The sequence below is a fragment of the Tannockella kyphosi genome, from assembly GCF_021054785.1.
Lineage (GTDB): Bacteria > Bacillota_I > Bacilli_A > Erysipelotrichales > Coprobacillaceae > Tannockella > Tannockella kyphosi.
On sequence record NZ_CP088239.1, the window covers coordinates 464,113 to 477,960 of the forward strand.

The window sequence follows — 13,848 nt, forward strand, 5'->3', positions numbered from 1 at the left end:
GTATATTTTTTTTAGAAAATCTATTTACAAATTAAAAATATTATGATATTATTTTTAAGCACTCCAACAAGAGCACTGATTTGTTGAAAAATTCAAGTATGAAAAGTTCAAAAAGTCATTGACAAAAAAGAGTGAATCAAGTATTATAAACAAGTCGGCAAAAACAAAAGACGACAAGAGAGATCATTGAAAACTAAACAGAAAAACTAAGAATTAAAAACACAACGTCAATATCCAAAAGGATAAAAAACAAAAGCAAAAGAGCTAGAAAACAACGAAGTTGTTTACATAAACAATGGAGAGTTTGATCCTGGCTCAGGATGAACGCTGGCGGCGTGCCTAATACATGCAAGTCGAACGCGACAGTTTACTGTCGAGTGGCGAACGGGTGAGTAATACATAAGTAACCTGCCTTTACCTGGGGGATAACTATTGGAAACGATAGCTAATACCGCATAGGTGTAGAGACCACATGGTAACTACATTAAAGAAGCTACGGCTTTGGGAAGAGATGGACTTATGGCGCATTAGCTAGTTGGTGAGGTAACGGCTCACCAAGGCGACGATGCGTAGCCGACCTGAGAGGGTGACCGGCCACACTGGGACTGAGACACGGCCCAGACTCCTACGGGAGGCAGCAGTAGGGAATTTTCGGCAATGGGGGAAACCCTGACCGAGCAACGCCGCGTGAAGGAAGAAGGTTTTCGGATTGTAAACTTCTGTTATAAAGGAAGAATGATATATGGAGGGAATGCCATATAAGTGACGGTACTTTATGAGAAAGCCACGGCTAACTACGTGCCAGCAGCCGCGGTAATACGTAGGTGGCAAGCGTTATCCGGAATTATTGGGCGTAAAGAGGGAGCAGGCGGCAATTAGGGTCTGCGGTGAAAGACTGAAGCTTAACTTCAGTAAGCCGTGGAAACCGAATAGCTAGAGTGCATTAGAGGATCGTGGAATTCCATGTGTAGCGGTGAAATGCGTAGATATATGGAGGAACACCAGTGGCGAAGGCGACGATCTGGGATGCAACTGACGCTCAGTCCCGAAAGCGTGGGGAGCAAATAGGATTAGATACCCTAGTAGTCCACGCCGTAAACGATGAGTACTAAGTGTTGGGGGTCGAACCTCAGTGCTGCAGTTAACGCAATAAGTACTCCGCCTGAGTAGTACGTTCGCAAGAATGAAACTCAAAGGAATTGACGGGGGCCTGCACAAGCGGTGGAGCATGTGGTTTAATTCGAAGCAACGCGAAGAACCTTACCAGGTCTTGACATACGTCTAAAGGCTCTAGAGATAGAGAGATAGTTATAGGCGATACAGGTGGTGCATGGTTGTCGTCAGCTCGTGTCGTGAGATGTTGGGTTAAGTCCCGCAACGAGCGCAACCCTTGTCGTTAGTTACCATCATTAAGTTGGGGACTCTAACGAGACTGCCGGTGATAAGCCGGAGGAAGGCGGGGATGACGTCAAATCATCATGCCCCTTATGACCTGGGCTACACACGTGCTACAATGGATAGTGCAAAGGGAAGCGATACCGCGAGGTGGAGCAAAACCCATAAAACTATTCTCAGTTCGGATTGTAGTCTGCAACTCGACTACATGAAGTTGGAATCGCTAGTAATCGCGAATCAGAATGTCGCGGTGAATACGTTCTCAGGCCTTGTACACACCGCCCGTCACACCATGAGAGTTGGTAACACCCGAAGCCGGTGGCCTAACCGTAAGGAAGGAGCTGTCTAAGGTGGGATTGATGATTAGGGTGAAGTCGTAACAAGGTATCCCTACGGGAACGTGGGGATGGATCACCTCCTTTCTAAGGAGTAAAACAAAAAACAAGGTAGTAACCAAAGTTGTGAATTCGAAAAATTTCTGTTTAGTTTTGAGTGAAACTCTCACTCAAGAGATCATTGAAAACTGGATAACAAATTGCGAAATAGATTAGAAAAAGAGATCGAAAGATTAAAACCAGAATAATTAATAAATTAAGAATTGTGGTCTTTCTAGTTTAAGTCGAAAAACTAAGATTATTATTAAAAAAGACACCAAAAAATACGAACGTATAAATAGTCAAAAAAAATAGTAACTCAAGCAAACAAAAAACAAAAAAAGTGTACGAAAGTACAACACACCAATAGGTAAAGTTAAAAAGAGCGTATGGCGAATGCCTAGGCACAAAGAGGCGAAGAAGGACGCAGCAAACGGCGAAACGCAACGGCGAGCGGTAAGCAAGCAACGACCCGTTGATATCCGAATGGGGGAACCCAGCTACTGTAATAGGTAGTTATCCCTATGTAAATACATAGCATAGGAGAGGCAAGACGAAGGGAACTGAAACATCTAAGTACCTTTAGGAGTAGAAAATAAAGTAATGATTCCCTAAGTAGCGGCGAGCGAACGGGGAAGAGCCCAAACCGATCATAGATCGGGGTTGTAGGACTCTAGATAAAGCGGAAAGAAGACATGATAGAAGAACGAGATGGGAAGCTCGGCGAGACAGGGTGATAGCCCCGTATTCGAAATTGTGACGAAACGTGATAGAGCACCTGAGTACGGCGGGACACGAGAAATCTTGTCGGAATCTACCAGGACCATCTGGTAAGGCTAAATACTACTTTGTGACCGATAGTGAACCAGTACCGTGAGGGAAAGGTGAAAAGAACCCCGGGAGGGGAGTGAAATAGAACCTGAAACCATATGCTTACAAGAAGTTAGAGCCCGTTAATGGGTGATAGCGTGCCTTTTGTAGAATGAACCGGCGAGTTACGATATGCAGCGAGGTTAAGTAGGATATACGGAGCCGAAGCGAAAGCGAGTCTTAATAGGGCGAGTAGTTGTATGTCGTAGACCCGAAACCGAGTGATCTAGCCATGACCAGGTTGAAGTTGGGGTAAAACCCGATGGAGGACCGAACCGACCCCCGTTGAAACGTTGGCGGATGAGTTGTGGCTAGGGGTGAAATTCCAATCGAACTCGGAGATAGCTGGTTCTCCCCGAAATAGCTTTAGGGCTAGCGTCGAGGTAAAGTCATGTGAAGGTAGAGCACTGAATATGTGATGGCCCCATCCCGGGGTACTGAACATAATCAAACTCCGAATGTCACACAGATATACTCGGCAGTCAGACAGTGGGTGATAAGGTCCATTGTCAAGAGGGAAACAGCCCAGACCATCAGCTAAGGTCCCAAAATATACGCTAAGTGGAAAAGGATGTGGAGATGTCCAGACAACTAGGAGGTTGGCTCAGAAGCAGCCATCCTTTAAAGAGTGCGTAACAGCTCACTAGTCGAATGACTCTGCGCCGATAATTTACCGGGGCTAAGCGTATTACCGAAGCTATGGATTAGAAATAATGGTAGGGGAGCGTTCCATGTGCAGTGAAGATAGACCGGAAGGACTGTTGGAGCGCATGGAAGTGAGAATGCCGGTGTGAGTAGCGAAACGTGGGTGAGAATCCCACGCACCGAAAACCCAAGGTTTCCAGAGGAAGGTTCGTCCGCTCTGGGTAAGTCGGGACCTAAGGCGAGGCCGAAAGGCGTAGTCGATGGACAACAGGTAGATATTCCTGTACCCGGTTCTTGAATGATGGAGTGACGGAGAAGGCTAATGGTACCCACTGCTGGAATAGTGGGGATAAGCGAGGTAGCTGACATACAGGCAAATCCGTATGTTAAGGCGAAGGCGTGATATATATGGAAAGCTACGGCAAGTACAGAAATCCATGACGCAAGCTTCCAAGAAAAGCTTCTAGTGTTAATCAAGAATCGGCCCGTACCGAAAATGGACACACATGGGTGAGGAGAGAATCCTAAGGTGAGCGAGAGAACTATAGCTAAGGAACTCTGCAAAATGACTCCGTAACTTCGGGAGAAGGAGTGCTCATAGAAATATGAGCCGCAGTAAAACGGCCCAAGCGACTGTTTACCAAAAACACAGCTCTCTGCTAAGTCGAAAGACGAAGTATAGGGGGTGACGCCTGCCCGGTGCTGGAAGGTTAAGGGGATGAGTTAGCGCAAGCGAAGCTTTGAACTGAAGCCCCAGTAAACGGCGGCCGTAACTATAACGGTCCTAAGGTAGCGAAATTCCTTGTCAGGTAAGTTCTGACCCGCACGAAAGGCGTAACGATTTGGGCGCTGTCTCAGCTGTAGACTCGGTGAAATCTTAGTACCTGTGAAGATGCAGGTTACCCGCGACTAGACGGAAAGACCCCATGGAGCTTTACTGTAGCTTGATATTGGACTTTGATGCAAGATGTACAGGATAGGTAGGAGACAATGAGACGAGCACGCCAGTGTTCGAGGAGTCGACGTTGGGATACTACCCTTCTTGTATTGAAGTTCTAACCGGGACCCATAAACTGGGTACGGGACAGTGTCAGGTGGGCAGTTTGACTGGGGCGGTCGCCTCCTAAAGAGTAACGGAGGCGCCCAAAGATACCCTCAGCTTGGATGGAAATCAAGCGTAGAGTGCAAAGGCATAAGGGTGTTTGACTGCGAGACCTACAAGTCGAGCAGGGACGAAAGTCGGGCTTAGTGATCCGGCGGTACCGAATGGAAGGGCCGTCGCTCAACGGATAAAAGCTACCCTGGGGATAACAGGCTGATCTCCCCCAAGAGTTCACATCGACGGGGAGGTTTGGCACCTCGATGTCGGCTCATCGCATCCTGGAGCTGAAGTAGGTTCCAAGGGTTGGGCTGTTCGCCCATTAAAGCGGTACGCGAGCTGGGTTCAGAACGTCGTGAGACAGTTCGGTCCCTATCTGTCGTGGGCGCAGGAAGTTTGAGAAGATCTGTCCTTAGTACGAGAGGACCGGGATGGACACTCCAATGGTGCACCAGTTGTCACGCCAGTGGCATAGCTGGGTAGCTAAGAGTGGAATGGATAAACGCTGAAGGCATCTAAGTGTGAAACCAACTTCAAGATGAGACTTCCCATTGCGTTAGCAAGTAAGACCCCTTAAAGACGATAAGGTTGATAGGTCAGGAGTGTAAGCATGGTGACATGTTCAGCGGACTGATACTAATAGGTCGAGGACTTAACCTAAACGGTTAAACGCTTGAAGATAAAAACAAAGAAAGAATCGAATTTAAAAAGCAATTGTTATCTAGTTTTGAGTGATTTCACTCAAGAAGAATCTGGTAGTGATGGCATGATGGACACACCTGTTCCCATCCCGAACACAGAAGTTAAGCATCATAACGGCGACGATAGTACTAAGGTGCAACAATAGCAAACTGCCAGTTTCATCCGACATCCATTTGGATGTCTTTTTTTTATCCAAAATTATCGAAAGTATAACAGTAACTTCAACAACAAATGGACACAAAAAAAAGCAAGTAAACACTTGCTTTTATGTATTTATTTTATTTCAACTGCTGCTTCAACTAATGCTACTACTTCTTCCATAGTACCACATTCTAATGCTTTAGCAGCTAATTCATTCATTTCTGATTTATTCATACTTCTAATTAATTTTCTTTGAGATAAAATAGAAGTAGCAGACATTGAGAATTCATCTAGTCCTAAACCAATTAATAATGGAGCAGCAATAGCTTCACCAGCCATTTCTCCACACATACCAGCCCATTTACCTTCAGCGTGTGCTGCATCAACTACATTTTTAACTAAACGTAAAATTGATGGGTTGAATGGTTGATATAAATAAGAAATTGATGTTGACATTCTGTCAGCAGCAAATGTATATTGAATTAAGTCATTTGTTCCAATAGAGAAGAAATCAACTTCTTTAGCAAATTGATCTGCTAAAACAGCAGCAGCAGGAATTTCAATCATAATACCTACTTGGAAAGTATCTGAAACTTCAATACCTTCAGCAACTAATTTTTCTTTTTCTTCCATTAAGATTCCTTTAGCTTTTCTAAATTCACCTAATGTAGCAATCATAGGGAACATAATTCTTAAATCTCCATAAACAGAAGCTCTAAGTAATGCTCTAAGTTGTGTTCTAAAGATTTCATCTTCTTGGAAACATAAACGAATTGCACGTACCCCTAAGAATGGATTCATTTCTTTTGGTAAATCAATAGCATCTAGCTCTTTATCTCCACCAATATCTAATGTACGAACAACAACAGGTTTACCAGTTAATCCTTCTAATACAGCTTTATAAGCAACAAATTGTTCTTCTTCAGTTGGTAATTGAGCTGATTCCATATATAAGAATTCTGTTCTATATAAACCAACACCTTCTCCACCATTTTCAATAACAGCTTCTAAATCTTTTGGAGAACCAATATTTGCAACTAATTCTACATGATGACCATCTAGAGTTACAGATTCTTCATCTTTTAATTTTTTCAATTCTTCTTTATAAGCAATAAATGCATTTCTTTTTTCTGTATATTCTTCAATTTGTTCTTTTGAAGGATTTACAATAACGATCCCCTCACTACCATCTAAGATAACCATATCATCGTTATTTACAGATTCTGTAATTGTGTTCATTGCAACAACTGCTGGAATTTCCATACTTCTAGCTAAAATAGCTGAATGGGAAGTTCTTCCACCAATGTTAGTAGCAAAACCACGAACTAAGTTTTTATTTAATTGAGCAGTATCTGATGGTGTTAAATCATCAGCAATAACAACTACTTCTTCATTAATTAATGAAGGATTCGGTAAATCTTTACCTAATAATTTTGCAATTAATCTAGTAGATACATCACGAATATCTGCTGCTCTTTCTTTGAAATATTCATCATCCATAGATTCAAACATACCAATAAACATATCTGATACTTCTTTTAAAGCTGCATCAGCATTGATGTTTTCACCAGTTATTTTTCCTTCAACTTGACTTTTTAGTTCAGGATCACTTAAAACTAGCGCATGAGCATCGAAAATTGCTGCTTCTTCTTCAGATAAGTTTTTCATTGCAACTTCTTTGATTGTCACAAGATCTTTAGCAACCTCTTCTACTGCTACACTGTAACGGGCAATTTCTGCAGTCACATCACTTACTGTAGTTTTTGTAATAGTTAAATCTGGCATATCTAATTTATATACCTTTGCAATAGCTATACCGCTTGATGCGGCGATTCCTTTTTTCATACAAACACCTCCACGGATATTTTACAATATTTGTTAAAAAAAAGAAAGAAAAAATTGGTTAATGTGAATAAAAAAACATATTTAAATTTAGCTTTTTCTAGCTTGTTTATTTGAATTCGAAAATGCTTTCATTTCGAATTTAATAAAGAATAAGGGAATGCTTACATTTTTTGAAAAAAATCTTATAATATTTGCAGTTTGTAATATTTAATAGTATTATATATGAGTAAGCAAAACGGAGGACGAAACAATGAAATTAATTATTGCAGACAGTTATGAAGCAGCAAGCTTAGAAGCTTCAAAAATTTTATTAGAACAAATTAAAGAAAATCCAAGTAGTCATTTAGGTTTAGCAACAGGGTCAACACCTTTAAAACTATATGAATACATGGTAGCTGATTTTAAAGAAAACGGGACTTCTTATAAAGACATCAAATCATTCAATTTAGATGAATACTTTGGATTAGAAGGAACTCATCCACAAAGTTATCGTTATTTCATGATGGAAAACCTATTCAATCATGTTGATATCTTACCAGAAAATATTCATGTACCTGCTGGACAAGGGGATATTCAAGAAAATTGTGATGCATATAATGCTATGTTAGCAACTGAAGGAGTAGATTTACAATTATTAGGAATTGGATCAAATGGTCATATTGGATTTAATGAACCAGGAACTCCTTTTACTCAAGTAACTCATTGTATTGAATTAGAAGAAGGAACTAGACAAGATAACGCTCGTTTATTCTTTGATGGTAATATTGATGAAGTACCTACTCATGCAGTAACAATGGGAATTAAAAATATTATGGATTCAAAAAAAGTTTTATTAATGGCTTTTGGAGAAAACAAAGCAGAACCTATTCGTGTTTTAGTAGAAGGTGAAGTTTCTGTTGATGTACCAGCTTCTGTATTACAAAATCACCCAGATGTAACTATCATTATTGATAAAGCAGCAGCTAGTAAATTAACTAAAAAATAAAATAACTTAAACACCATTTATATGGTGTTTTTTGTTGTTTAAAAGTTGCTTAAAAATAGAAATCCTTTATACTAATAGAGAGCTAACTATATAAAAGTCAAGTAGCTTTATGAAAAAGTTTGAAAATTATAGTTATTTGATAAATGTTAGTTAAAGAGTAAAGAGATCTTTGAAAATATGAATATGTGCTTGTTTTTTGGCACAATGAAAACACCTTCTTATAAAGAAAGTTGTGTGAAACATTTCACATATACTTATCGTAATAATGATGGATCAAATGTTTGATTTGTTTTTAATAAATGATATATAACTCGAAGTAATTTTCGGATGCAGTGACCTTGGGCACAACGATGTCCTTTCCCTTGTGCTAGCTTTTCTTGATAGTAGGCTTTAAACACGGGGTTATGATTGATTACAGGCAAGATAATTTGATATAAGGTTTTTCTTAAGTACTTAGAACCTTTCTTTGTTATTGCGCTGTGTTTGGCTGTGTACTGGCTTGATTCATAATGATATGGAGCAACTCCTGCAAATTTAATTATTTTAGAAGATTTAGAGTAGTTGTTTATATTTCCTAATTCTGTTAAAATAGACGTACCAGAGAAGTGAGAAATTCCTGGTATGGATAGTATAGGAGAGTTGTTTTCAATGGAAAACTCTTCTATTTTTTTGTCTATTTCATCAAGTTGTGCCTTAAGTAATTCAATTTGATCAATTAAATGTTTGATTTGAATTTCTTCTGCAATCGATGACATACCAATGGAATGTTTGGCTACTTCTTTCACTTCTTCAGGAGTTAATGAAATCCTTAATCCTCTTCCCTTAATATCAAAGCATTTACGAATTAGGCGTATATCAGCTTTTGATATTTTACTAGCGCTTTGAAATGTTTTTAATAAACGCATATATACATTTCCGTATTTTGACTTAAAAAGGCTGTTATATTCAGGGAAAACAATATCAATACACTTTTGAAGACGATTTGTGTAGACGTTTAATTCTTCTTTTAAATTATGATGATGCCTTGTTAATTGCTTTTGTTCATAAAACTCAAATGAGTTTTCTTTTGAAATACGATAGGCTTTATTACGATTTGATGAAGATAAGATATCACAAATTGTTATCGTATCAAGTGCATCTGTTTTTGTAATACCACCATGGAGTCTGCGTGATAAATCAGTAGTTGTTGGATTAATTAGTGCAACAGTGTACTTCTTAACGAGTAAATACTTGAGCAATGCAAAGTGATAATGACCGGTATCTTCCATACCAATAAGGATTTGATCTTTTGGATATTTATTTAATGTCTTTATAAGATAATCAAACCCTTCTTTGTTGTTTGAAATCTTTGATGCGTTAACTAAGATTTCTCCATCTTCTTTGTTCATAACAGAAAAAACATGACTTAGTTTGCCAATGTCGATGCCAATGATTTTCATAGTAGTTGTACCTTCTTTCTTTTTTATGCGATTGTGTAACCACGACACTTAAACCATAAAACCTGGTTCAATATACGAATTCGAGACTCATCTAACTAATTGTTATTTTGGAATAAGGTGTGGTAGAACCCTCTCTAAAGTAGTCAAAGCCACAGGTGAAATTTTAAATCCACAAACACATATTCATATTTTATACTCTTACCTAAACGTAATCAACCACGTATAAATAAGGTTGATAGAAAGGAAAATGGTATATCTATAACGACTGTTAAATGAGTCATTTATAATATACCAGGTGATAGAAATGATAAAAAATAAATTTGAAAAAGAAGCAATGAATGAACTTCATCCAAATTATGAAATAGCAATAACAAGAAGTTTTCCTTTGTATCAAAGAGAAAATGATATAAGAGGCGAGTTTGGGAGAGATTATACTCGTATTTTATTTAGCCAAGGATATCGACGTTTAAAACATAAGACACAAGTATTTTTTGCACCAGAAAATGATCATGTTTGTACTCGTAGTGAACATGTTAATTTAGTAGAATCAATTAGTTATACAATCAGTAAGTTTTTAGGGTTAAATGAAGAGTTAACGAAATGTATTGCAATCGGACATGATTTAGGTCATGCACCTTTTGGTCATGGAGGAGAGTCTATTATTAAAGAAATAGGAAGTAAACATCAACAAAATATATTCTTTCATGAAAGAAATAGTTTACACTTTATAGATTCTATTGAAACTCTTGAGGATGATAATCACATACGACAAAACTTAAATTTAACATATGCAGTACGTGATGGAATTATTAGTCATTGTGGTGAAGTAAACCAAAGGAACATAATGCGCCGTAATGAAGTTATTTGCCTAGATGATTACACAAAACCTGGTCAATATGCCCCATATACATGGGAGGGATGTGTTGTTAAGATGAGCGATAAAATAGCTTATTTAGCACGTGATATCGAAGATGCTTTACGATTGAATATTATTAATCAAGAATCTGTAGATATAGTTAAGAATGAAATTAATCTTATTTGTGAAAAACCTTTTGACGCTATTAATAATGGAACAGTAGTAAATTATTTTATATTAGATGTTTGTAAAAACAGTAGTCTAGAAACAGGGATTACTTTATCAAAAGAAGCACATACAGTAATGAAGCTACTGATGAAGTATAATTATCAAAATATTTATTTAATTGATAGAGTAAAGGTTCATAAACAATATGTATCTTTAATATTAAATTCTATTTTTGATTTGTTATATAAATGTCATCAAGATGATGACTTTATGAAATCATTAAAGTCATTAGAAACTAATTATCCAAAACTAATGTCAAGTTATCTTCATTGGGTAATTAAATATGGTAATGTTGAAAAACCAATATGTTATCAAAATAAAATACTATATAATTTCTCAAATACTCAAAGTACAGTACAATGTATTTTAGACTTTATTTCTGGTATGAGTGATGTTTATATTATTTCTATCTTTCAAGAACTGTTAGAATTTTAAAAATAGTATTAAAAAGAAACCTGTTTTATGATAAAATATTTTCTAATAAGAATATTAGGGAGACAAAAATATGCCAATTAAAATATCAAACGATCTACCTGCAAGAGAAGTATTAGAAGATGAAAATATTTTCTTCATGGATGAAATTAGAGCAGCAACACAAAACATCCGTCCTTTGCAGCTATTAATTATAAATATCATGCCTACTAAAATAATTACAGAAACACAATTACTACGTATGCTATCGAATAGTCCTTTACAAATGACAGTTGATTGGGTTCATATGGAAAGTCATGAATCAAAAAACACATCATTTAAACATTTAGATTCTTTTTATCATACTTTTCAAGAAGTTAAAGAAAATCGTTATGATGGAATGATTATTACTGGAGCACCAGTAGAAAAATTAGAATTTGAAGATGTAGATTATTTTAAAGAATTACAAGAAATCTTAGAGTGGTCTAAAAAACATGTATTTAGTTCATTTTTTATATGTTGGGGTAGCCAAGCTGCACTATATCACTACTATGGGATTAATAAACATCTTTTAGATGAAAAGCTAACTGGTGTGTATTTGCATCATACAACTAGTGATAAAATGACAAGAAAGATATTAAGAGGATTTGATTATCAGTTTTATGCACCACAATCAAGACATACTTCAATTGATGAAAAATCACTTGAAAAATGTGATGACTTGGAAGTTTTAGCTAGTTCTAAGGAAACAGGACCATATTTAATTGCTGCCAAAGATGGTTCTAAGTTTTTTGTAACAGGACATCCTGAATATGATAATGATACGATTCATAAAGAATATTTGCGTGATCTAGCTATTTCTAGTGATGCTACTATGCCTAAAAATTATTATATGGATGATGATGCGAGTAAGGAAATACTAGTGAGATGGAAAAGTCATGCTTATTTATTGTTTGCTAATTGGTTAAATTATTATGTATATCAAGATACACCATTTAATCTTGATGAATTAGAAAATAGATAATCTAATAGAGAAAAGGAAAGGGGATTAAATATGCAATTTAAAGTAGTGGGAGAACCAATGCCTGTAGCAATCGTTTCATTATCACAAGGAGAAACAATAGTCACAGAAAGTGGTGCAATGAGTTGGATGAGTGACAATATTCAAATGGAAACAAAAGGTGGTGGTGTTGGAAAAATGTTAGGAAGAGCCTTTTCTGGAGAAAGTTTATTTTTAAACCGTTATACAGCACAAGGACCTAATCAAGAAATCGCATTAGCATCCTGTTTACCAGGATGCATACGTCCTTATGAGATTACTCCTAATAAATCTATCATTGTTCAAAAAGGTGGATTTTTAGCAGCAGAAGCAACTGTTGAATTATCAATCCACTATAAAAAGAAACTAGGTGCTAGTTTGTTTGGTGGAGAAGGTATCATTATGCAAAAGATTTCCGGAAATGGAACTGCCTTAATAGAAATTGATGGTTATGCGATTGACTATGATTTAATAGCAGGTCAAAAATTAATTGTGGATACAGGATATGTAGTAGTTATGGATGAAACTTGTACAATGGATGTTGTAACAGTACCAGGAGTTAAAAATATGTTATTTGGAGGAGAAGGTATTTTCAATACAGTGATAACTGGACCAGGGCGAGTAACAGTACAAACGATGCCAGTATCTAGTTTAGCGGGAACGATTATTCCATTTTTACCAAGACCAACAAAATAAAAAATCACGACAGTGTCGTGATTTTTTATATTATAATACCTTGGAAATGATCCATTTCATGTTGAATAATTTGGGCTGATAAACCATGAAAAGTCATTATTCTTTTTTGAAAGTCTTCATTGTAATAACTTACTTTAATTTTTTGATAACGTTTAGTATCTCTTTGTCCTTCTAGTGATAAACAACTTTCTGTTGCATTGTAGCTATTTTCTTTCTTTATTATAACCGGATTATACATTACCATAATTTTATTATTATGATAGAAAGCAAGAATATTTTTATGAGTACCGATCATATTAGCAGCTAAACCTAAACATTTATCTTGATGATGATTTAGTGTCTCCACTAAATCTATCGCAATTTGTTTATCTTCGATTGTTGCAAGAACGCTAGTTATCTTTAGAAAATCTAGATCTTTTATTATTTGTTTTATCATATTAACTCCTTTTTTACAGGATAGCATATACTTATCTTGCATGCAATATATAGTAGAGTATAATGGTAATGAGGTGATAGGGTGAATAATATATATGTGGTGTTTCAATTATCGGATAAAATAAATGAATTGGTAGATAAAATAAATGAGTTGTTACTAGAAAATAATAAAGTTATTTTTTTAGGAGAACACTTAGATTTATTTGAAAATATTTATACGATCAAAGGATTATATGAAAAATATCCTAATCAGATAGTAGTTTTAAAAGGGGAACAGGAACAAGAATTTATTGAAACAGTAAAAGGTAATAATAAAGAATTAGAAGTCTTACAAAAATATGTAACTTTTAAAGAATTAAAAGATATAAACAAAAGATTTAAAAAAGATAAAGATAAAATAAAAATGTTATTAATGATACTTCATTATCAACATGATGAATTATTGCTATGGTTAGAACAATTAGAAACATCGTATCAAGTTGATGATTATATTTTTGCATCACGATTAGTTAGTAATGATACGAATAGTCATATAACATATCAAAGTTATACTTCTAATAGTAAAGAACTAATAATTATGGATGTAAAAAATTATAATTTTATTTAAAAATAAAAGAAAATAAGAAAAACAATGAATAATAGAATAGAATATGAATAGTTGATTTTTATGTTTAAAAACCTAATAGCA

General features: G+C 36.2%; 8 protein-coding genes and 3 rRNA genes. 8 read left to right on the top strand and 3 right to left on the bottom strand.

Annotated features, from left to right (window positions below; all coding sequences use genetic code 11):
- Nucleotides 1-292: 292 nt before the first annotated feature.
- The 3 genes from LRR82_RS02475 (at nt 293) to rrf (ending at nt 5,243) form a co-directional block, all read left to right on the top strand.
- Nucleotides 293-1,817, top strand: a 16S ribosomal RNA gene (locus LRR82_RS02475).
- 321 nt (nt 1,818-2,138) lie between these two features.
- Nucleotides 2,139-5,043, top strand: a 23S ribosomal RNA gene (locus tag LRR82_RS02480).
- A gap of 91 nt (nt 5,044-5,134) precedes the next feature.
- Nucleotides 5,135-5,243 (top strand): 5S ribosomal RNA (rrf, locus tag LRR82_RS02485).
- The 16S, 23S and 5S rRNA genes sit together here, the layout of an rRNA operon.
- Before the next feature lie 115 nt (nt 5,244-5,358).
- Here rrf and ptsP read toward each other — a convergent pair.
- Entirely contained in the window at nt 5,359-7,071 is a 1,713-nt protein-coding gene (ptsP, locus tag LRR82_RS02490; RefSeq protein ID WP_249029924.1) for a phosphoenolpyruvate--protein phosphotransferase, read from the bottom strand.
- Nucleotides 7,072-7,321: 250 nt separating this feature from the next.
- Here ptsP and nagB point away from each other — a divergent pair, with 250 nt between their 5' ends.
- Nucleotides 7,322-8,056, top strand: a complete 735-nt coding sequence (nagB, locus tag LRR82_RS02495) for a glucosamine-6-phosphate deaminase (protein WP_249029925.1) — start codon at nt 7,322-7,324, stop codon at nt 8,054-8,056.
- Between the two features lie 254 nt (nt 8,057-8,310).
- Here nagB and LRR82_RS02500 read toward each other — a convergent pair whose 3' ends face one another.
- Nucleotides 8,311-9,495: an IS110 family RNA-guided transposase gene (locus LRR82_RS02500; protein ID WP_249028707.1), complete on the bottom strand. Its 1,185-nt coding sequence runs from the start codon at nt 9,493-9,495 to the stop codon at nt 8,311-8,313.
- Between the two features lie 304 nt (nt 9,496-9,799).
- Between LRR82_RS02500 and LRR82_RS02505 the strand changes: the two genes are divergently transcribed.
- The 3 genes from LRR82_RS02505 (at nt 9,800) to LRR82_RS02515 (ending at nt 12,725) form a co-directional block, all read left to right on the top strand.
- A complete protein-coding gene (locus LRR82_RS02505) occupies nt 9,800-11,014 on the top strand; it encodes a deoxyguanosinetriphosphate triphosphohydrolase family protein (protein ID WP_249029926.1) in 1,215 nt (404 codons plus the stop codon).
- Nucleotides 11,015-11,084: 70 nt separating this feature from the next.
- Nucleotides 11,085-12,014, top strand: coding sequence for a homoserine O-succinyltransferase (locus LRR82_RS02510; protein WP_249029927.1), 930 nt, complete (start codon nt 11,085-11,087; stop codon nt 12,012-12,014).
- Nucleotides 12,015-12,044: 30 nt separating this feature from the next.
- Nucleotides 12,045-12,725, top strand: coding sequence for a TIGR00266 family protein (locus LRR82_RS02515; protein WP_249029928.1), 681 nt, complete (start codon nt 12,045-12,047; stop codon nt 12,723-12,725).
- Between the two features lie 25 nt (nt 12,726-12,750).
- Here the strand turns inward: LRR82_RS02515 and LRR82_RS02520 are convergent, their stop codons facing one another.
- A complete protein-coding gene (locus LRR82_RS02520; RefSeq protein WP_249029929.1) occupies nt 12,751-13,161 on the bottom strand; it encodes a peptide deformylase in 411 nt (136 codons plus the stop codon).
- Between the two features lie 81 nt (nt 13,162-13,242).
- Between LRR82_RS02520 and LRR82_RS02525 the strand changes: the two genes are divergently transcribed.
- Entirely contained in the window at nt 13,243-13,767 is a 525-nt protein-coding gene (locus LRR82_RS02525) for a hypothetical protein (protein WP_249029930.1), read from the top strand.
- Nucleotides 13,768-13,848: the final 81 nt, after the last annotated feature.